Annotated in this window: 18 protein-coding genes; 12 read left to right on the top strand and 6 right to left on the bottom strand. The window is 69.6% G+C overall.

The window, feature by feature from the left end; all coding sequences use genetic code 11:
- Positions 1–194 precede the first annotated feature (194 nt).
- The 4 genes from CDO52_RS09450 to CDO52_RS09435 are packed head-to-tail and all read left to right on the top strand — an operon-like array spanning position 195 to position 5,407.
- A complete protein-coding gene (locus CDO52_RS09450) occupies positions 195–1,808 on the top strand; it encodes an ABC transporter substrate-binding protein (protein ID WP_017617564.1) in 1,614 nt (537 codons plus the stop codon).
- A gap of 49 nt (positions 1,809–1,857) precedes the next feature.
- A complete protein-coding gene (locus CDO52_RS09445) occupies positions 1,858–2,808 on the top strand; it encodes an ABC transporter permease (RefSeq protein ID WP_017617563.1) in 951 nt (316 codons plus the stop codon).
- Entirely contained in the window at positions 2,805–3,740 is a 936-nt protein-coding gene (locus tag CDO52_RS09440) for an ABC transporter permease (RefSeq protein WP_017617562.1), read from the top strand. The genes CDO52_RS09445 and CDO52_RS09440 overlap by 4 nt, the downstream gene beginning before the upstream one ends.
- Positions 3,740–5,407, top strand: coding sequence for an ABC transporter ATP-binding protein (locus CDO52_RS09435; protein ID WP_017617561.1), 1,668 nt, complete (start codon positions 3,740–3,742; stop codon positions 5,405–5,407). The genes CDO52_RS09440 and CDO52_RS09435 overlap by 1 nt, the downstream gene beginning before the upstream one ends.
- Before the next feature lie 87 nt (positions 5,408–5,494).
- Here the strand turns inward: CDO52_RS09435 and CDO52_RS09430 are convergent, their stop codons facing one another.
- Positions 5,495–5,923 carry an SSI family serine proteinase inhibitor gene (locus CDO52_RS09430; protein WP_017617560.1) on the bottom strand — a complete coding sequence of 143 codons (429 nt, stop codon included), beginning with the start codon at positions 5,921–5,923 and terminating at the stop codon, positions 5,495–5,497.
- A gap of 197 nt (positions 5,924–6,120) precedes the next feature.
- Entirely contained in the window at positions 6,121–6,768 is a 648-nt protein-coding gene (locus CDO52_RS09425) for a TetR/AcrR family transcriptional regulator (RefSeq protein ID WP_017617559.1), read from the bottom strand.
- A 231-nt stretch (positions 6,769–6,999) separates the two neighbouring features.
- Here CDO52_RS09425 and CDO52_RS09420 point away from each other — a divergent pair, with 231 nt between their 5' ends.
- Positions 7,000–7,860, top strand: a complete 861-nt coding sequence (locus tag CDO52_RS09420; RefSeq protein WP_017617558.1) for an ABC transporter permease — start codon at positions 7,000–7,002, stop codon at positions 7,858–7,860.
- A gap of 22 nt (positions 7,861–7,882) precedes the next feature.
- Positions 7,883–8,704, top strand: a complete 822-nt coding sequence (locus tag CDO52_RS09415) for an ABC transporter ATP-binding protein (protein WP_394340789.1) — start codon at positions 7,883–7,885, stop codon at positions 8,702–8,704.
- Positions 8,705–8,726: 22 nt separating this feature from the next.
- Here the strand turns inward: CDO52_RS09415 and CDO52_RS09410 are convergent, their stop codons facing one another.
- From CDO52_RS09410 to pta, 3 genes are all read right to left on the bottom strand, one after another.
- The gene (locus CDO52_RS09410) at positions 8,727–9,143 is read right to left on the bottom strand and encodes an SSI family serine proteinase inhibitor (RefSeq protein WP_017617556.1); all 417 of its coding nucleotides are present in this window, start codon (positions 9,141–9,143) and stop codon (positions 8,727–8,729) included.
- A gap of 959 nt (positions 9,144–10,102) precedes the next feature.
- Complete coding sequence (locus CDO52_RS09405) at positions 10,103–11,317, bottom strand: acetate kinase (RefSeq protein ID WP_017617555.1); 1,215 nt, start codon at positions 11,315–11,317, stop codon at positions 10,103–10,105.
- On the bottom strand, positions 11,314–13,368 hold the full coding sequence (gene pta, locus CDO52_RS09400) for a phosphate acetyltransferase (RefSeq protein ID WP_094932323.1): 2,055 nt from the start codon (positions 13,366–13,368) through the stop codon (positions 11,314–11,316). The genes CDO52_RS09405 and pta overlap by 4 nt, the downstream gene beginning before the upstream one ends.
- 300 nt (positions 13,369–13,668) lie before the next feature.
- Here pta and CDO52_RS09395 point away from each other — a divergent pair, with 300 nt between their 5' ends.
- The 6 genes from CDO52_RS09395 (at position 13,669) to CDO52_RS09370 (ending at position 20,064) form a co-directional block, all read left to right on the top strand.
- Positions 13,669–15,228, top strand: coding sequence for an aldehyde dehydrogenase family protein (locus CDO52_RS09395; RefSeq protein WP_017617553.1), 1,560 nt, complete (start codon positions 13,669–13,671; stop codon positions 15,226–15,228).
- A gap of 110 nt (positions 15,229–15,338) precedes the next feature.
- Entirely contained in the window at positions 15,339–16,460 is a 1,122-nt protein-coding gene (locus CDO52_RS09390; RefSeq protein ID WP_017617552.1) for an alcohol dehydrogenase catalytic domain-containing protein, read from the top strand.
- A gap of 155 nt (positions 16,461–16,615) precedes the next feature.
- Positions 16,616–17,461, top strand: a complete 846-nt coding sequence (locus CDO52_RS09385) for an alpha/beta fold hydrolase (RefSeq protein ID WP_017617551.1) — start codon at positions 16,616–16,618, stop codon at positions 17,459–17,461.
- Positions 17,458–18,708, top strand: coding sequence for an LLM class flavin-dependent oxidoreductase (locus tag CDO52_RS09380; protein WP_017617550.1), 1,251 nt, complete (start codon positions 17,458–17,460; stop codon positions 18,706–18,708). The genes CDO52_RS09385 and CDO52_RS09380 overlap by 4 nt, the downstream gene beginning before the upstream one ends.
- A gap of 150 nt (positions 18,709–18,858) precedes the next feature.
- Positions 18,859–19,605 carry a hypothetical protein gene (locus tag CDO52_RS09375; protein ID WP_017617549.1) on the top strand — a complete coding sequence of 249 codons (747 nt, stop codon included), beginning with the start codon at positions 18,859–18,861 and terminating at the stop codon, positions 19,603–19,605.
- A 12-nt stretch (positions 19,606–19,617) separates the two neighbouring features.
- A complete protein-coding gene (locus tag CDO52_RS09370; protein ID WP_033299493.1) occupies positions 19,618–20,064 on the top strand; it encodes a hypothetical protein in 447 nt (148 codons plus the stop codon).
- A 67-nt stretch (positions 20,065–20,131) separates the two neighbouring features.
- On the opposite strand, the gene CDO52_RS09365 is transcribed toward CDO52_RS09370, so the two are convergent.
- On the bottom strand, positions 20,132–20,974 hold the full coding sequence (locus CDO52_RS09365; protein WP_026125573.1) for a GNAT family N-acetyltransferase: 843 nt from the start codon (positions 20,972–20,974) through the stop codon (positions 20,132–20,134).
- Between the last annotated feature and the right edge of the window lie 101 nt (positions 20,975–21,075).

Raw genomic sequence — 21,075 nt, 5'->3', positions numbered from 1 at the left:
TGCTCGCCGTGGCCTGTGCTCACTGTGACCTGCGTTCACCCCTGAACCCTGCTCACTGTGGGCCCCGCTCACCGTGATCCGCGCCCGCGCCTGTCGCCCACACGGGCTTCCCCCCGTCACCCGGTTGGCTCGCGCGCGAGCCCGCCGCCTGGTGCCGTGCCCACGCTTCTGTCCCCGTTCGAACGAGGTCCCCAGTGCCGTCCCAGCCCCTGCCCGACCATCGCCCCCAGCAGAACCCCGCCCAGCGGTCCGACGACCCGCGCACGGCCGCCGCCCCCAGCCGCCGCACCGTCCTGATGGCCGGTGCCGCCGGCGCCGCGGTCCTCCCCGCGCTCTCGGCCTGCGGCGGCGGTGACGCTTCGGGCGGCACCGAAGGCGGACGGCTCCGGGTCGGTGTCGCCGGCGGGTCCGCGAAGGACACCCTCGACGCGCACAAGGCCACGGACAACACCGACATCGCGCGGGTGTACAACCTCTACGACGGCCTGTGCGGCTTCAACCCCGACTACTCGATCGAGATGGTGCTCGCCGAGTCGGTCGAGCCGAACGACGACGCCACCCTGTGGACCGTCAAGCTCAAGGAGGGGCTGAAGTTCCACGACGGCTCGGCCGTCACCGCCGACGCGGTCATCTTCACGCTCAAGCGCATCACCGACCCCGACGACCCGGGCAGCACCGCCGAGCAGTTCGCCACGCTCGACCGGGACAAGATGAAGAAGGTCGACGACCGCACGGTCGAGCTGCCGTTCACCGACCCCTACGTCAACCTGCTCGAGGTCTTCGCCGAGTACGGCGTGGGCATCGTCCCGGAGGGCTACGACCCGAAGAAGCCCGTCGGCGCCGGCCCCTTCAAGTTCGCGGAGTTCACCCCCGGCGAGCGCAGCCTGTTCACCAAGCACGAGGACTACTGGCGCAAGGGCGAGCCGCACATCGACGAGCTGGAGATCCTCAACTTCCCCGACGAGACCGCGCGGGTCAACGCGCTGGTCGGCGGGCAGGTCGACGCGATCAGCCAGCTGCCGCACAGCCAGATCAAGGTCGTCGACGCCAACGACAACCTGAAGATCCTCGACTCCGAGACCGGCATGTGGCTCCCGTTCACCATGGGCGTCGACAAGAAGCCCTTCGACGACGAGCGCGTCCGCCAGGCCTTCCGCCTCATCGTGGACCGCGAGCAGATGGTCAAGCAGGCCCTGTCCGGCTACGGCAGCGTCGGCAACGACATGTACAGCCGGTTCGACCCCGCCTACAACGACGACCTGCCCCAGCGCGAGCAGGACATCAAGAAGGCCAAGAAGCTGCTCGCCGACGCCGGGTACGAAGACGGCCTGGAGGTCGAGCTGGTCACCGGCGAGATCAGCCCGGGCGCCGTGGGCGCGGCCCAGGTCTTCAAGGAGCAGGCCAAGAAGGCCGGCGTCACGGTCAACCTCAAGCAGCTCACCTCCACCGAGTTCTACGGCGACAACTACCTGAAGTGGACCTTCGCCCAGGACTACTGGAGCAGCCGCAACTACCTCGCGCAGACCGCCCAGAGCTCCATGCCCGACGCCGCCTACAACGAGACCCACTGGGACGACGAGGAGTGGATCGAGCTCATCGAGAAGGCGCGGTCCACCGTCGACGACGACGAGCGCAACAAGATCCTCAAGAAGGCCATGAAGATCGAGTACGAGCGCGGCGGCTACATCATCTGGGGCTTCGTCAACACCGTCGACGGCTTCCACAAGAAGGTCAAGGGCCTGGAGCCCTCCGTCACCGGGCACCCGCTGACCTCCTACGGGTTCCGCCGGGTCCGGATCGAAAGCTAACGCAGCCGCGACCGGGTCCCCACCGAACTCCGCCAGAGGGTAACCAACAATGACACGCCTGATCCTGCACCGCCTCTTCTACGGGTTACTGACCCTGTTCGTGGTCTCACTCGTGGTCTTCCTGGCGACGCAGGCGCTGCCCGGCGACGCCGCCCAGGCCATGCTCGGCCGTGAGGCCACCCCCGAACGGCTCGCCGCGCTGCGCGAACAGCTCCACCTGAACGAACCGCTGGCCGTGCAGTACGGCAGCTGGATCGCCGGGATCTTCACCTTCGACCTCGGGACGTCGTACGCGGCCAACATGCCGGTCGTCGACCACCTGGCGCCGCGCGTCACCGCCAGCCTGTCGCTGATGGCGATCGCGGCCCTGGTCGCCACTCCGATCGCGCTGCTGCTGGGCGCCTACAGCGCGATGCGCCGCGACCGTGCCGTGGACCACGGCACGTCGATGGTCACGCTGATCCTGGCCGCGATCCCCGAGTTCGCGGTCGGTATCCTGCTGATCCTCGCCTTCGCGACGGGCGCCCTGCAGCTGTTCCCGGCCGTCTACGCCGGGCGCGCCGACAACGTGCTCAACGACCCCACCCAGCTCGTGCTTCCGGTGGCCACCCTGGTCATCGCGGTCAGCCCGCCGATCATCCGGATGATGCGCGCCTCGATGATCGAGGTGCTGGAGAGCGAGTACGTGCAGCAGGCCCGGCTCAAGGGCCTGCCGCAGCGCACGGTGATCCTGCGCCACGCGGGCCCCAACGCCATCGGCCCGGTCGCCCAGGTCATCGCGCTCCAGCTGGGCTGGCTGGCCGGTGGCGTGGTCGCCATCGAGTACCTCTTCCGCTTCCCGGGCATCGGCTTGGCGCTGATGGACGCGATCGACACCCGCGACATTCCGGTCATCCAGGCCGTGACGCTGCTGATCGCCGTGGTCTACATCGTGGTCAACCTGCTCGCCGACGTCGTGGGCCTGGCCGCCAACCCGAAGGTGAGGGTGTCGTCCCGATGAGCACAGCTACACCTCCCTCCACCGCACCGTCCACCGCAGCCGGGACCGCGAAGGGCTCCCCGAAGGGCACCGCGCCCGCGTCGTCCCCCGCCAAGCGCCCCGGCCTGATCCGGACGGCGTGGGGGCACGGACGCACGAAGATCGGCGTCGTCCTGGCCGGCGCCATCGTCCTGATCGCGCTGGTCGGTCCCCTGGTCAGCCCGTTCAGTCCCACCGAGTTCATCGGCACGCCCAACTCCACCGACGTGGACGGGTCGCTGTTCGGTACCGACCAGTTCGGGCGCGACGTCTTCACCCGCTTCCTGCACGGCGGCTACACGCTGATCTCGATCGCCGTCACCTCGGCGCTCGCCGGGGTGCTGCTGGGCGCGGTCCTCGGCATCGTGGCCGGCTACCTGCGCGGTAAGACCGACGAGGTCATCATGCGGGCCAACGACATGATGCTGGCCTTCCCGCAGCTGGTCCTCGCCCTGCTGGTGATGTCGATCATCGGCCCCAAGGTCTGGCTGATCATGGTGCTCATCGCCGTCTCGCACGCCTCCCGCGTCGCGCGGGTCGCCCGCGAGGCGACGCTGAAGGTCGTCGAGCAGGACTTCGTCAAGGCCGCCGAGGCCATCGGCGTTCCCCGGGTGCGCATCATGGCCACCGAGATCCTGCCCAACATCACCAGCCCGCTGCTGGTCGAGCTGGGCCTGCGGATCACCTACTCGGTCGGCCTCATCGCCACCCTCAGCTTCCTCGGCATGGGCCTCCAGCCGCCCACGGCCGACTGGGGCCTGATGATCAACGAGAACCGGGTCGCCATCACGGTCCAACCGTGGGCGGTGGCCCTGCCGGTGGCCGCGGTCGCGATCCTCACCATCGGCGCGAACCTCATCACCGACGGACTCTCCCGAGCGTCCATCGGCATCGACCGAGGGGTGGAGAAGTGATGGCCGCACACACCGCATCGACCGACGCGACCAGCCAGCCGGGCGGAAGTCCGAGCGGCGCCGACGTCGCGCTCGACGTCACCGGGGTGACCGTCATCGGCCGCCCCTCCGACGTCGAGATCATCTCCGACATCACCCTGCGGGTGAAGCGGGGCGAGATCCTCGGCCTGGTCGGCGAGTCCGGCTCCGGCAAGACCACGCTCGGCCTGGCGCTGCTGGCCCACTGCAAGCGCGCCACCGAGGTCGTGCGCGGGGACATCACGGTCTCCGGCACCTCCCTGGTCGGCCGTACCCCAGCGGAGATCCAGCAGCTGCGCGGACGCAAGGTCGCCTACATCCCGCAGTCGCCCGCCTCGGCGCTCAACCCGGCGTTGCGGCTGCGCACCCAGCTCATGGAGGCGCTGCACAACTGGGACGACGCCGCGACCCCCGCCCTGGACCGGGTCCGCGAGGTGCTGCGCGAGGTCGCGCTGCCCGACGACGACGCCTTCCTGGCCCGCTACCCGCACCAGCTCTCGGGCGGGCAGCAGCAGCGCGTGGCCATCGCGATGGCGTTCGTCGGCCGCCCCGACCTCATCGTCCTGGACGAGCCGACGACCGGCCTTGACGTCACCACCCAGTCGCACGTGGTGGAGACCATCCGCCAGATGACGCGCGAGTACGGGACGGCCGGGGTCTACATCAGCCACGACATGGCGGTGGTGGCCGAGCTGGCGGACGACATCGCGGTGATGTACCGGGGCGATGTCGTGGAGCGGGGCAAGGCGGCCGAGGTCTTCGCCAACCCGCGCCACACGTACACCCAGAAACTGCTGAGCGCCGTTCCCCGGATGAAGACGGACGGGCACGACGCCGCGGCATCGGGCGAGCGGTCCGACGCGCCGCTGCTGCACGTGCGCAACCTGCAGGCCAGCTACGGCAAGACGGTGGTCCTGGAGGGCATCGACCTCGACGTCTACCCCGGCCAGTGTGTGGCCCTGCTCGGCGAATCGGGGTCGGGCAAGACGACGCTGTCGCGCGCCATCGCAGGTCTGCACGACCAGTTCACCGGCGACGTCACGTTCGACGGCGACGACCTCGCGCCCAGCAGCTACCGGCGCACCGCCGAGCAGCGGCGGCGGGTGCAGTACATCTTCCAGAACCCCTATGAGGCGCTGAACCCGCGCAAGCGGGTGCGGGACCTGATCCTGGCACCGGTGGCGCACCTGCAGGGCAAGGTCGCCGACCCCGACGCCGTGGTGGCCGAGGCCCTGGAGCGCGCCGCGCTCCCGGCGGCCTATGGGGACCGCTTCCCCGAGCAGCTGAGCGGCGGTGAGCGGCAGCGCGTGTCGATCGCCCGCGCGATCGCGACCAAGCCCGACATGCTCGTCTGCGACGAGATCACCTCGGCGCTGGACGTCTCGGTGCAGGCCGAGATCGTGAAGCTGCTGCGCGGGCTGCAGGACGACGGGCTGTCGCTGCTGTTCGTCACGCACGACATCGCGCTGGTCTCCAACATCGCGCAGCAGGTGGCGGTGTTGAACAAGGGCCGGATCGTGGAGTACGGGCCGGTGGGCGAGGTCGTGTCCGACCCGCAGCACGAGTACACGCAGGCCCTGATCGCGGACACGCCGGTCTTCAGCGACGCCGCGCCCGACGCGGCCGAGGAGCCCGCCGCGCTCGCCTGACCGCGCCGTCCGTGCCGCGGCGCGGGCAGGCTCCACGCGGAACCGTGGGGACGACGCTCCGGCGTCGTCCCCACGGTCGTGTCGCGCCTAGCGGCGGGACATGAAGTCGAACACCGCGCGCTTCTTCTGCTTCAGGAAACAGAGGTTGTCGTGCGTCTCCTCATACGTCTCGGCGCCCCAGGAGAACGCCGTGACCGGGCTGAGGACCATGGGGCACAGCGTCGGCCCGTTGATGCCGGCGATGGAACCGGCGCGGTCGACCGCGGCGCAGGCTTGGCGTGCCTTGGGATGGGTTCCTCCTGCCGGGTCGCAGGTCAGCACCGCGGTGTCGGCGCTGTCCCAGTCCAGGGGGAACCGCGGGTCGTCCGGATCTCCGGGGACGACGGCGAGGCCGTAGACCTCGGAGGCCTCGTCATGCTCCGTCTCCGGGAGAGCGGCGTGGGCCGACGCGGTGGTGAGGGGCGCCGTGACCGCGACGGCACCGATGACCGCACCGAGACGGTGCCGGATCCTCATGGGGGTTGTCCTCCCCTTCTCGTTCCCTGTTTCTTTTTTCCTTCGCTGAACGGTGATGGGGCGGCGCGACGAACGCGCCACACGGGAACACTACCGAAACAACATGCACAGCGGCACAAAGTAGTCACACCGACAACACTGATCACAGTCGAAGCTTGGCCCGCCCCCACGAGGCGCGAGGGGCGGCGGCCGGGGCGCTACTTCCGCGTGGCGGCCAGAGCGGTCGTCGCCGCGCGCGCGAGCCGGTCGAGATAGTCCGAGGACACCGCGCCGCGTGTGACGGCGAGCCGCCAGTAGAGCGGGCCGAGGATCATGTCGAGGGCCATGTCGACGTCCGTGTCCTCGGGCAGCTCCCCGCGCTCCACCGCGTTGTGGATCACCACGGTGCTGATGTTCTGCTGGGTGTCGCGGATCGTGGACTCCAGCGTCCGCGCGATGTCGGGGTTGCGCGCCGCCTCGGCGAGCAGGTCGGGGACGATCTGCGACGCCAGTGGGTGGCGGAGGGCGTAGGCACCCGCTTCGAGCAGGTCGCGCACGTCGCCGTAGAGCGAGCCGGTGTCGGGCACCGGCGTCACCTGTGCCGCGACGACCGAGACCACGTCGATGACCATGGGGAGCTTGGAGTTCCACCGCCGGTAGACCGCCGTCTTGCCGACGCCCGCCCGCTTGGCGACCGCCTCGATCGACAGCCGCCCGTACCCCACAGCGGCCAGCTCGGCGAACACGGCCGCCCGAATGGCCTGGGTCACGTCCTCCTGCAGCACGGCGGCCCCCGCCGGGGCGCGTCGGCGCTGCGACGTCTTCACCGACTGTTCGTTCGTCTCGGGTTTCGCGGAGGCGGACATGCGCCTACCTTAGCTCAGCGCGACGACGAAACGGTTGCGTTCTATCGAGAAGTGCCCTACGATCTCGTAACGACGAAACGGTTGCGTCCCGTCGCACAGTAGCGTACGGCTCGCGCACCAACCCGTGCCCGGTACCAGCCCCACCGTCAGCGACACCCCGACCGCGCACTCTCCCGCGATCAGCGAAGGCCCTACGCAGTGAGCAGACCAGCAGCGCCGCCAGTGCCGACCATGAGTCCCTCGGAACTCGCGGCACTCCACGGCCTCACGGACAGCAGCGCACGCCCCCACCTGCTCGACTACGTCCGTCGGCTGTGGAGCCACCGGCACTTCATCAACGAGTTCGCCAAGGCCAAGTCCGCGACCAAGTACAGCGGCGCCCGCCTCGGTGACCTCTGGCATGTGATGACGCCCCTGCTCAACGCGGCGGTCTACTACCTCATCTTCGGCCTGCTGATCGGGACCAGCCGCGGCGTGCCCGACTTCATCCCGTTCCTGGTCACCGGCGTCTTCATCTTCACCTTCACGCAGTCGTCGGTCCTCAGCGGCGTGCGCGCGATCACCGGCAACCTGAGCCTGATCCGGGCACTGCACTTCCCCCGGGCCTCGCTGCCCATCGCGTTGACGCTGGTGCAGCTGCGGCAGCTGCTGGTGTCCATGCTGGTGCTGGTGGCCATCGTGCTGGCGATGGGGCAGGTGCCGCAATGGTCGTGGCTGCTCGCGGTCCCGGTGCTGCTGATCCAGGCGCTGTTCAACACCGGCCTGGCGCTGATCGTGGCCCGGCTCGGCAGCAAGATCACCGACCTCGCCCAGCTGATGCCGTTCGTCCTGCGCACGTGGATGTACGCGTCGGGGGTGATGTACAGCATCGACCACATGGCGGCGAGCGCCCCGCCCCTGGTCCACCTGCTGCTCGACCTGAACCCGGCGGCGGTCTACATCGACCTGATGCGCTTCGCCCTGATCGACAGCTTCACCGCCGCCCAGCTGCCCCCGCACGTGTGGGCCATCGCCGTGGGGTGGGCGCTCGCGGCGGCGATCGGCGGATTCGTCTACTTCTGGATGGCAGAGGAGCAGTACGGCCGTGACTGACCAGCAGACGCTCGACCCGACCCTGGACCCGGCGGCGACACTGACCAGCGCCGAGGCCGAGGCTCCCGCGTCGGCTCCGCCCACCGTCATCGTGGACGACCTGCATGTGATGTACCGCGTCCAGGGCGCGGGCGGAGGCAAGGCGAGCAGCGGAGGCGGCGCCACCGCGGCCCTCGCCCGGATGTTCTCCCGGAAGCGGTCGTCGGGCGTGCGGAAGGTGCACGCGGTCAAGGGGGTCAGCTTCACCGCCTACCGCGGCGAGGCGATCGGCCTGATCGGCTCCAACGGCTCGGGAAAGTCCACCCTGCTGCGCGCCGTCGCGGGCCTGCTGCCGCCGGAGAGCGGCACGGTCTACACAGCGGGACAGCCCTCGCTTCTGGGGGTGAACGCCGCGCTGATGAACGACCTGAGCGGCGAGCGCAACGTGGTGCTGGGCTGCCTGGCCATGGGAATGCCGCCGGAGCAGGTACGCGAGAAGTACGACGACATCCTGGAGTTCTCCGGCATCAACGAGAAGGGCGAATTCGGCTCGTTGCCGATGCGCACCTACTCCTCGGGCATGGCGGCCCGCCTGCGCTTCGCGATCGCGGCGGCGAAGAGCCACGACGTACTGATGATCGACGAGGCCCTGGCCACCGGAGATGCGGGCTTCCGAAAGCGCTCGGAAGCCCGCATCCGTGAACTGCAGGAAAAGGCCGGAACGGTGTTCCTGGTCAGCCACAGCAACAAGTCGATCCGGGACACCTGCGACCGGGTGCTGTGGCTGGAACACGGCGAATTGATCATGGACGGCCCCACCGACGAGGTCGTCACGGCCTATCAAGAATTCAACAAGAAGAAATAGCCGACCCTGGGGCCGCAGCGTCCTAGAACTGGTAGACCGCACCCTTGTCCGAATTCAGGCAGACCTTGTTCGGGTAGGTCTCCCGGTACTGCTCCCCGCCCGAGGCGAACGCGGTGACCGGCATGTAGATCTTCGGACAGATCGCGCCCTTTTCAATGCTGGCGATCGACCCGGACTTCTCGATTAGATCGCAGGCCGCCTTGGGGTTGGGGTGGTCCCCGGTCGCGGGGTCGCAGTTCAACGTGACGCTCGTCGCCTGAGACCAGTCCAACGGCCGGTCCGGATCGGTCAACGAGCCAGGGACGACGGCGAGCCAGTAGGTCGCCGACGCGTCAGCGTCGACGGTCTCCAGAGTCGCGGCGTTAGCGGTGCCGGTGAACATCGTGGCAGCGATCACGAAGGCACCCGCGACGGCGCCGAATGTCTTGCAAATGCTCATGAGGGGTCTTCCTCTTTCTACGACGTTCGCCTGGTCAGCGACGGGTCGTCAAAAGCACGCAACAAATACGGACGCGACCCTGTATAACACATGATCACGAAATCCAAGGACAGTGAAAAATCAACTTTCAAGACGCCCAGATGCGCAAGGGATCTCGCCAGCATTAAGATATTCACCAACCTCGCGGACCCCAGCCCGGGACCATGGAATTCCAAACAACGAAAGCATTGCGTGAATCGTCAGACATAGCCACGGATCCCAGGTCTGCTGGGCGGCCTTGTCGGCGTTCGTCCTGTCCGGTGTTCTGTGGTGGAAAGCGGCACCGAGGCCGGTGGGGGTGGGGCGCCGTGGTCGTCCAGCGATGTCGGGTGGGTGGCCCGGGGGCGGGAAGACGCTCGCTGTAGGCCCGTTATGTCCGCGCCTGTGTTGATCTCGGGAAAGTGCGCCAAAAAACCGCTGGAATTTGGCGCACTTTCCCGAGATCAACGCCCCCTGCGCCGACCAGGAAAAACAGGGCAAAGCACCCACCACGCTGCGCCACCGCGGACCCCTTCCGCCGATGATCATGGGAATTTCTCTGATTCTGTCCGTTTTGCCGGAACAATTCCCATGATCATCGCGCCGAACTTGTGCAAAGCGGGCATACCCGGCACCCGGCGGCCCCCTGTTCGCTTTTCGGGCCGCCTGCCCCGCCCGGGAGCCGACAAGGGCGCCCCACCACCCACCCGCCGTCGCTGCCGACCCGCCGTTCCACCGGGGAGTCGCTCGGCGGTGCGCCCTGCCGCCGCTCGCCCGGCCGACCTCCCCCTCAGGGGACCGGCGTCCCCAACCCCCACCGCCCTCGGTGCCGCTTTTCATCCCAGGACACCGGACAGGCGAACGCCGACAAGGCCGCACAGCAAAGCCCCGGCCCCCGCAAGTCGCGCGGGCCGGGGCGTAGCACGCCTGACGCTTCTGGACTACCGGTTCAGCAGGTCGAGGGACTGCACGGCGATCTCCAGCTCCTCGTTGGTCGGGATCACCATCACGGGGATCTCCGCGCCGTCCGGCGAGATGGCCTGCTCGGTGCCGCGCTCCAGGTTCTCGTTCTTCGCCGGGTCGATCGTGAGGCCCAGGCGTTCCAGTCCGGCCACGGCTCCCGCGCGCACGCGCTCGTCGTTCTCGCCGACACCGGCCGTGAAGACCAGGGCGTCGACGCGGCCGAGCGCCGCGTAGTAGGCACCGATGTACTTCCGGAGCCGGTGGCAGTACACATCCACCGCGAGCTTCGCGTCCGCGTCGCCCTCGTCGACCATGCGCCAGACCTCGCGCATGTCGTTGGCGCCCGCGAGCGCGAGCACGCCGCTCTGCTTGTTCAGCGCGGTGTCGACCTCGGCGGCCGACATCCCCGCGTTGCGCACCAGGTAGGCGTGGAGCGACGGGTCGACGTCGCCGCTGCGGGTGCCCATGACCAGCCCTTCGAGCGGCGTCAGGCCCATGGAGGTCTCGACGCTCCGGCCGCCCTGGATGGCGGTGGCGCTGGCGCCGTTGCCCAGGTGCAGCACGATGACGTTGGTGTCGGCCACGTCCCGGCCCAGGATCTCGGCCGCGCGCCGCGAGACGTAGGCGTGCGAGGTGCCGTGGAAGCCGTAGCGCCGCACCTTGTGCTCGGTCCGCCAGTGGGCCGGGACCGCGTAGGTGTAGGCGGCCGGGGGCAGGGTCTGGTGGAACGCCGTGTCGAACACCGCGACCTGCGGCACGTTCGGGAACGCCTTGCGCGCCCCCTGGATCCCGGCCAGGTTGGCCGGGTTGTGCAGCGGCGCGAGCGGGGCCAGTTCCTCGATGTCCCGTTCGACCTGGTCATCGACGAGGACAGCGCCCCCGAACCGGGCGCCGCCGTGCACGACCCGGTGCCCGACCGCGGCCAGTTCGATCCCGTCCAGGTCCGGCCCGATCGTGGAGAAGGCGTCCAGGACCGCCTTCAGCCCGGCCTCGTGGTCCGGGCAGGCCTCGCGGCGCTCGTGCTTGCGCGCCGGGGTCCCGGGGGTGTTGCCTGGAACCTTGTGGGTGAGGATGCTCTGCCCCTCACCGATCCGTTCCACGACACCGGAGGCGACGGGGGCGCCCTCCCCCATGTCGAGGAGCTGGTACTTGATCGACGACGATCCGCTGTTGAGAACGAGCACGTGGCTCATGAACCACTTCCTTGTGTTCCTTGGGCCTGGACGGCCGTGATCGCCACGGTGTTGACAATGTCCTGCACGGTAGCGCCCCGCGACAGGTCGTTGACGGGCTTCCGCAGCCCCTGCAGCACCGGGCCGATGGCCACGGCCCCGGCGCTCCGCTGCACGCCTTTGTACAGGGTGTTGCCGGTGTTCAGGTCGGGAACCACGAACACGGTCGCGCGCCCGGCCACGAGGCTGTCCGGCATCTTGGTCCGCGCGACCCCGGGGTCGATCGCGGCGTCGTACTGGATCGGCCCCTCGATCAGCAGGTCGGGGCGCCGCTCCTTGACCATCTCGGTGGCCCTGCGCACCTTGTCCACCCCGGCCCCGGATCCGGACGCGCCGGTGGAGTAGGACAGCATCGCCACGCGCGGCTCCACGCCGAACTGCTCGGCCGTCGCCGCCGAGTCGATCGCGATGTCGGCGAGCTGCTCGGTGGTGGGGTCCGGGTTCACGGCGCAGTCGCCGTAGACCAGCACCCGGTCGGCCAGGCACATGAAGAAGACGCTGGACACGAGCGACGAGCGCAGGATCTCGAACGAGGGCCGGATGGTCTGCGCCGTCGTGTGTGCAGCGCCCGAGACCATGCCGTCGGCGAGCCCGCACTGCACCATCAGGGTGCCAAAGTAGGACAGCTCGCCCACGGTGTCCATGGCGAGTTCCTTGGTGACGCCCTTGTGCGCGCGCAGCCGCGCGTACTCCTCGGCGAAACGCTCCCGCAGCTCCGAGGTCTCGGGGTCGATGATGGTGACGGCGCTGAGGTCGAACCCGAGGTCGGAGGCCTTGGCGTTGACCTGCCGCGGGGACCCGAGCACCACCAGGTCGGCGACGTCCCGGCGGAGCAGGAGGTCGGCCGCGCGCAGCACCCGTTCCTCGGTGCCCTCCGGCAGCACGATGCGCTTGCGGTCGCCCCGCGCCCGCTCCAGCAGCGTGTGCTCGAACATCAGCGGGGTCACCGTCTCCGAGCGGGCGACCTGGAGCCGCTCCAGCAGCGCTTCGCCGTCGACCGCCTCGGCGAAGGCGGCCAGCGCCGACTCGATCTTGCCCTCGGCACCGGGGGTGATCCCGCCCCGGACCGCGGCCAGCCGGGTGGCGGTGGAGAAGGTGTCCTGGTCCGTGGTGATCACGGGGAGGCGCACGTCCATGCCCGCGAGCAGGCGGAAGACCGGCTCGGGCATGTACATCTCGCCGGTCAGGACGACGCCCGCGACCGACGGGAAGTCGGTGGAGTGGTGGGCGGCGATCAGCGCCGGGAGCATCGCCCCGGCGCGGTCGGCCGCCATGATGACGAGGCGGTCGGCCTCCATTCGGTCGAGCACGTTGGGCAGCGACATCGCCGCGACCACCAGGCCCGAGGTCTCGCGGCCGAGCCGCTTCTCCTCGCCGAAGATCAGCCGGCCGTCGCAGGCGCGCTGCAGGTCGCGCACGGTCGGGGCGCTGAGTCCGGGGACCTCGGGCAGCACGTAGGCGATCCCGTCCAGCTCCTTGCGCAGGGACTCGGCGCGGTCCGGGTCGACCCGGTCGACCACCGTGGCGAGCCGGGTGGCGTGTTCGCGGGCGAGTTCCTGGCGGGCGAGGCCGGTCGCGTCGCGGATCTCGGCGTGGTCGCGTTCGGCGCCCGAGACAACCAGCACAACGGGGGTGGCGAGGTTGGCCGCGACCCGGGCGTTGAAGGTGAACTCGGTGGGAGCGCCGACGTCGGTGTAGTCGGTGCCGACCACGACCACCGCCGCGCAACGCGACGCGAGTGCGCGGTACGCCCGCATGATCGCGGCCATGGCGGCGTCGGGGTCGGCGTGAACCTCGTCGTAGGTGACGCCGACGCAGTCCTCGTAGTTGGCCTTCAGCTTGAATCGGCGGCGTAGCGTCTCCACGACCGAGTCGCGCACCGACGCGTCGACCACGGGCCGGAACACCCCGATCGAGCCCACCGTGCTCGACAGCAGCTCGGCCATGCCGAGCGCGATCGTCGCCTTGTCACTCTCCGCGTCGCTGGACGCGATGTAGACACCGTGCGTCATATCCACTCTCTTCGGCGGCCGGTGTTCAGGGTCGCTGGAAGAAAACGGCGACCATCACGCACAATTTTAGGTTGATCCGCCCCATAATTTTGCAATTTCCGCAGTTCACAGCGGTGGCGTGCGTCCCACCGTGATATGGCGTGCGACGCTCCGACACGCGCCCTTCGGCCCGCCTCGCGGTCCACCGACGGTGGCGACCAGCCAGACCACCATTCCGTCGGCTCACCCTCATTCTAAACCTAGCGCTCGCTTGGTTAGCGGACTAGGATGCACCCCACACAGCCCCGGGAGGCCCTGCCGATGAGCACACCGAGCGCTCTCACCGACTACTGCAACTTCATCGCCGGGGAGTTCCGCCCCGCGCGCAGTGGGGAGTGGCTGGAGAGCGTCGACCCGTCCACCGGCCGGGTCTGGGCGCGCGTCCCCGCCTCCGACGCGACCGACATCGACGACGCCGTCACCGCCGCCCGCCACGCGTTTCCGGACTGGCGCGCCACCCCTCCCCTGCGGCGCGCCGCGCTGCTGCGCCGCTGGGCGGACGCGGTGCTGGCGCGGAGCGGCGAACTCGCCGCCGTCGAGAGCCGGGACAACGGACGGGTGCTGAAGGAGACCCAGGGCGGTGACGTCCCCGGCGGCGCGATGAACATCCAGTACAACGCGAGCCTCGCGGACAAGGTCACCGGCGACACCATCCACCTGGGCGGCGTCCCGGGCAGCCCGCCGGGCGGAGCCGGCGGCGCCGCCGGCTCCGTCAACTTCACCGTCTACGAGCCCTACGGGGTGGCGGGCATCATCATCCCGTGGAACGCCCCGCTGGCCATGTTCTTCGCCAAGGTCTCCGGGGCGCTGGCCGCCGGGAACACGGTCGTGGTCAAGCCCGCCGAACAGGCCTGCTGCTCGATCCTGGCCGCCTGCGAGCTCTTCACCTCTCTCGACCTCCCGCCCGGCCTGGTCAACGTCGTCTCCGGCACCGGGCCGAGCGCAGGCGAAGCCCTCGTCGACCACCCCGGCGTCACCAAGCTGGACTTCACCGGCTCCACCGCGACCGGGCGCCGCGTCATCCAGCGCGCGTCGGCCAACCTGAAGAACGTCTCCCTCGAACTCGGCGGCAAGTCGCCCAACATCGTCTTCGACGAAGCCGATCTGGACGCCGCCGTCACGGGCGTGGCCGGGGGCATCTACACCGGCGGCGCCGGGCAGTCGTGCGTGGCGGGGTCGCGCGTCCTCATACAGGACACCGTGTTCGACACGTTCACCGATCGCCTGCGCGCGCACGCCGCCGCCATCCGCCTGGGCGACCCGCGCGACCCCGCGACCGACATGGGGCCGATCGCGTTCGCCGGCCAGTTCGACAAGGTTCGCGGCTACCTGGAGCTCGGCCTGCGGGAGGGGGCCAAGGTGCTCTTCGGCGGGCGGACCGGAGCCGACGCCCTCCATGCGGGCGCGCCGCCGGGCACGGCGACGGACCCGGCGCTGGCGGGGGGCTACTGGGTCGAGCCGACGCTGCTGACCACCACCGACAACGGGCTGCGGATCTGCCAGGAGGAGATCTTCGGCCCGGTGGCCGTGGCGATCCCCTTCGCGACCGAGGAGGAGGCCTACGCGATCGCCAACGACACCGACTACGGCCTGGCCGCAGGTGCGTGGACGCGCAGCCTCGACCGGGCTCACCGCGCCATCGCCGCCCTCCAGGCGGGGACGGTCTGGATCAACACCTACCGCCGACTGCACTGGGCGGTCCCCTTCGGCGGCCACAAGCAGAGCGGAAACGCCCCGTCGAACGGCGTCCGGGGGCTCGGCGAGTGGCTCACCCTCAAGGCCGCCTGGGTCGAGCTGGGCCACGGCGACAGCTCCCGTTGATCTCGGGGATATCGACCGAATACTCGCCGGTACAAGGTCGATATCCCCGAGATCAACGGAGAACAGGGCGAGACAACGCAGGCAATCCGATCGGACGGACGGTGACGGCGATGAAGATGCGTGCGGCGGTCCTGGCGGAGTTCGGCGCTCCGATGGAGGTCCGCGAGGTGGAGATCGCGGAACCCGGGCCCGGCGAGATCCGCGTGCGGATCGCCGCGTCCGGGATCTGCGCCTCCGACCTCAAGGCGGTCGACGGCACCAGCCCGGTCGTGTCCGAGCTGCCCGTCATCTGCGGGCACGAAAGCTCGGGCACGGTGGAGGCGGTCGGCGCGGGCGTGACCGCCTACGCGCCGGGCGACCCCGTGCTGATCGCCCTGGGGCGGTCGTGCGGCCGATGCCGGAGGTGCGGGCGCGGCGAGGGGCACCTGTGCACGGATGCCGCGCGGATGCGGGCCGTCATGGGGCTCATGCCCGACGGGTCCACCCGGCTGCGCGCCGACCGCGCGGCCATCCGCCCCTACCTGGGCATCGGCGGGTTCGCGGAGTACGCGGTGGTACACGAGCGCCAGCTGGTTCCGCTCCCGAGCGAGGTGGACCTGGTCGCCATGTCCCTGCTGGGCTGCGCGGTGGTGACCGGTGTCGGCGCGGTCGTCAACACGGCCCGCGTGGAGGCCGGTGCGACCGTTCTGGTGGTGGGCTGCGGCGGCGTCGGGCTCAACGTCGTCCAGGGAGCGGTGCTGGCCGGTGCGTCCCGCGTCATCGCGTCCGATATCACGGCGCCGAAGCTGACGGCGGCCGAGCTCTTCGGCGCCACCGACGCGCTGCCCTCCGCCCCGGGCGACACCGACGCGGCCGACCTGGCCGCTCGCGTCCGCGAACTGGTGCCGGACGGCGTGGACTACGCGTTCGACGTGACGGGAGTCCCCGCGGTCCTCAGGGCCGCGTTCGAAGCGACGCGGCCGGGCGGCACAACGGTCATGGTCGGCAGTCCCCCGGCGGGCACCGATGTCGCCGTCCCCGCCGGTGCGCTCTTCGCCTCCCGCCGCCTCATGGGCTGCCAGGGCGGCGACGGTTCGCCCGCCTCGGACCTGCGCCGCCTGGTGGACCTGTGCCTGGCCGAACGCCTGGACCCCGGTGGACTCATCAGCGAGCAGGTGGGATTGGACGACATCAACGACGCGATCGGCAACGTCCGGGCGGGCGAGGTCGTGCGGTCGGTCGTGGTGTTCTAGCAGGCCGGCTTTCCCAAGATGAGCACGGCAAGGGTCTCGACGAGTCGCCATGACGAACTAGCCAAGCAATTGCTTGGTTGCTTCTCCCGGGTTACCGTTGACGGGAACAGAAACTGAAACATGTTCTGTTTTCCGGCGACGGAAAGGAGCCCCCCGTGCCGTTCGCCGACCTCCCTGATGTCCGGCTCTTCTACACAGTGGACGGACCGCGGGAGACCCCTGGGGACGCAGCGCGGGACACCGCGAACACGCTGCTCCTGGTGCACGGCTGGGGGTCCGACTCCCACGAGTGGGTGCAGCACATCCCCCAGCTTGCCGCGACCTACCGCGTCATCGCCCCCGACCTGCGCGGGCACGGCTACTCCGGGACCGCCCGTACCGGCACCACCCCGCGCACCATGGCCGACGACCTGCGCATCCTGTTGGAACGACTGCGGGCCGACCGGGTCGTCGCGATCGGCCATTCCATGGGCGGTCAGATCGTCGGCCATCTGGCCGACACCCCCGACCTCGTGACCGCCCTCGTCACGGTCGACCCCGCCTACGGCTTCGGCCCCCAGCTCGCCGACTCCTTCCCGCGGATCGCGCGCGAGCTCGCCGGACCCCGGGGGACCGAGGCCGCGATCGCCCTCGACGCGTGGACGTCCACCCCGGCCACCCCGCGGTGGATCCGCGCCTGGCACGCCCGGCGGCTGCTCGCCGCCCCGCAGCAGGTGCTGGCCGAGGCGTTCGCCGCCATGTTCACCGCACCCGATGCGATCGGCCCGCGCCCGGCCGCCGAGGACCACCTCCGGCACCGCTCGCAGCCCACGCTCTGCTTCCGGTTCGACCGGGACCTGGCCGCATGGGAGCGCCCCCTGCTGTCCCACCCCGGATCGAGGGTCGTCTGCTGGCCGGACTCCGGGCACCGGCTGCACGAGGAGCACCCCGAGGAGTTCCTGCTCGTACTCACCCGCTGGCTCGACGAAACCGTGCGAACTGTCCAACCGGAGGAACGATGAAGTTCGCCATCTTCATGAACCCCCAGATCCCCGGCTCCGGGTTCGCGGCCGAGGCCAACGCCAGATCCAAGCGGCCCATCGGCCGCGACGTGCGCGCCTACCAGGACCTGCTGCGCGAGGTCCGGGACATCGCCGTCCACGCCGACCGGATCGGCTTCGACGCGCTGATGCTGACCGAACACCACTTCCACTCCGAGGGTTTCGAGTTCTCGGTCAACCCGCTCATGGTGCTGGCCGACCTCGCCGCCCGCACCGAGCGGATCCTGCTCGCCCCGCTCGGTCTGGTCCTGCCCGCCTGGGACCCCATCCGCGCGGCCGAGGACGTGGCCCTCCTCGACCAGTTCTGTCAGGGGCGGCTGCGTCTCGGCGTGGCCCGCGGCTACCAGTCGCGCTGGGCGAACGTCCTGGGCCAGCGGTGGAGCTCGCAGGCCGCCCGCAGCGACGGGTCGGCGAGCGACGACCGGAACTTCGACGTCTTCGGCGAGCTGCTGAAGATCATGAAACTGGCCTGGACCCAGGAGACCCTGCGCTACAAGAGCGACATCCTCGACTACGAGGTCCCCTCTCCCTACAGCGGGATCGAGGGGTGGCCGGCCCAGGAGTGGACCCGGACCTTCGGCGCGCCCGGCGAGCTGGACGGCGAGGGGCGCGTCCAGCGGGTCTCGGTCGTGCCCCGCCCCTACCAGGACCCGCACCCCGAGCTCTGGCAGCCGTTCACCATCAGCGACCGCTCCGTGCGGCGCTGCGCGCAGGAGGACATCCTGCCGTGGATGTTCACCCCCATCCCCGGCGAGCACCGCAAGAAGGCGGAACTGTACCGCGACGAGGCCGCCAGGCACGGCCGCGACTACCGGCTGGGCGAGCACACCGGCGTCCTCAAGATCGTGGGTATGGCCCCCACCAAGGACGAGGCCATCGCCACCTACGGCACCAAGATGCACCGCGACTTCGCCTCGTTCTTCGGCTCGTTCGGCTACCTGGAGGTGCTGCGCACCCAGGAGGACGACGCGCGGCGGCCGATCAGCCCGGACAAGGGCGACTTCCGGCGCATGGCCGAGGTGCAGCTCGCGCTGATCGGCGGCCCGGACGACGTCAAGCGCGGCATCGAGGCGACGCTCGCGGAGATCCCCGACCTGGAATGGTTCGGCCTGTTCATGCAGGGACAGCAGGGTGTCCTGCCGACCGACACGGTCAAACGCAATCTGGAGATGTTCGCCGAGAAGGTGATCCCGGAGTTCCGGGACTAAACCCCGGGTGACCCCCTACTTCAGGACCCCTTCGGGGGTCCTGTTTTTTGGCCGTGCCCAAACAGATCCGGCGGCCTATAGGAAAAACGGCCAGAACCGGCCATAATCTATAACCCGCCGTGGCTGGATAAGCACAATAGAGAGCATCGCATGGAGCTCGAAAGACTCGTCCTGGGCCTGATCACCGCCATCCTGCTCCCTTATTCGATTCCGGCGATCCGCTTGCGACTGGCCGTCGCACTACCCCTGAGCACCGGTTATGCGGTTTACACGCTGCTGCCTGTTGCATTTTCAATCAAACCCGCCGTCCTCCTTCCGCTCTGCCTGGCCTCCAGCTGGGCGCTGGCACACCTGGTCAGGAACGACGAGGACATGCAGGGCTCGCCGCGCATCTTCCTCCCGGACGGGGTACAGAAGTTCACACTCGTGCCTACAAGCCTTACGGCACTGACGGTTCTGTCCGCCGCGGCGGTGTACGGGGTACCGCAGATGCTCGAAGCAACTGGTGGGATTATCATGGATGACGAGATGGCGATCGTGATCTCCGGATTCCTGGTCTCCACCTTCGTCGGGGGTGAAGTCGTCACACATATGCTTCGCCCCTTCTCCGCAGAACTAAAGAAAGCCGACGCAGAAGAAATGGCGCCCCTGAAGGGGGCAGGGACGGTCATTGGCTGGCTGGAGCGTTCACTGACTTTCATATTCGTGGTGGCCGGGCAGCCGGAGGCAGTGGCCGTCGTGGTCGGAATCAAGGGTCTGGCTCGCTTCCCGGAACTACAAAGTCATCAGAAGAGATTCGCGGAGTACTTCCTCATCGGCACGATGACCAGTATTGGTGTCGCGTTACTCACAGCGGTGATCGTCCGCATCGCGATAGGGGTAAATGCATTAGGGTAATGGAGCACAAGGGTGACGGAACAGATAACGATTCATCAGCACCCGTTGTTCATCGCACTCGAAGAACTCGATCTCCCCCAGCAGGACTTCATCATCGCGGGCAGCGGCCCCCTCCTCGCCCACGGGATCCGCGACAACATCACCGACCTCGACATCGTCGCCCGGGGCCCGGCCTGGGAGCTGGTGCAGACCATGGGGCCGGTCCAACCGGCGCCGTGGGAGGACGTCACCCGGGTCCTCCTGCTCGGCAGCCGCCTGGAGATCCTCAACGGCTGGTTCCCGTCGATGTGGGACGTCGACGAGTTCATCGACAACCGCGAGATCCGCCACGGCCTCCCGTTCGCGCCGCTCGACCGCGTCCTGCGCTGGAAGAGCCGCCTGGGACGTGCCAAGGACCTCGCCGACATCGACGCGGCGCTCCAGTACTTCACGGCCGCGGCGCTGCCCCCGAGCGTCTGAGCGGCCGACCGGCTGCCGCCGCGCGTGCCGCCGGGTCGGACGGACCGGCGCACCGGCGCAGCTGGGGTCAGAACAGCACCGACATCACGGCGCCCACCTCGCGGAAGCCGACACGCCGATACGTGGCCCGCGCCGGGGCGTTGAAGTCGTTGACGTACAGGGTGACCCGCGGCGCGATCTCCGCCCGCGCCATGCGCGCGACGGCCGCCACGCCGCCCGCGGCGTACCCCTGGCCGCGCAGGTCGGGATGGACCCACACGCCCTGGATCTGGCAGGCGTAGGGCGTGACGGCGCCGACCTCCGCCTTGAACACGATGCGTCCGTCCTCGATGCGCGCGAACGCCCGTCGGGTGCGGACGAGTTCCTCCACCCGGGCGCGGTAGAGCGCACCGCCGTCCCCGGCGTCCGGCGGCACCCCCACCTCCTCGGTGAACATCGCGACACACGCCGGGACCAGGATCCCGATCTCGCTCACCCGGACCCGGCGCACCAGCGGGTCGGACGCGACCAGCGGCTCGCCGGCCAGCTCCATGACCGGCTGGTTGGCGCGGATGGCGCGGGCGGGACCCCACACCGGGCCGAGCCGCTCCCACATCTCCGCGACCTGGTCGACCGGCCCGACAATGGACGAGCAGCGCCGCCCCTGCCAGCGGGCGTGGTCGGAGAACTGGCGGATGGCCGCGGACGACGCGCTGACGGGCACGAGGTTGGCGCCCGAATAGCACAGCGCCGAGATCGCGCCGCGCTCGATATAGCCCCACACCTCGGTGCCGAGCCGCCCGGCGTCCAGTCCGGTGGCGCGCACCCGGGAACTGACGAAGACGTTCCCGACCGGGTCGGAGTCGAGCAGCGCGTGCACGGCGGCGCGGTCGCGCTCGCCGAGGACGCGCACCGACGAGGTCCGCAGCACCCGCATCACCTCACTTCGCAGCGGCCGCTCCGGGGCATCCGTTCCGGGACGCCCCTAAGCGCGCGTCCGGGGATCCACCGGGTGCCGCGAACCGTCGTGAT

The sequence above is a fragment of the Nocardiopsis gilva YIM 90087 genome (assembly GCF_002263495.1).
Taxonomy (GTDB): Bacteria; Actinomycetota; Actinomycetes; order Streptosporangiales; family Streptosporangiaceae; genus Nocardiopsis_C; species Nocardiopsis_C gilva.
Note: the sequence above shows the minus strand (reverse complement) of the source record. Positions and strands in the feature narration are given on the sequence as shown.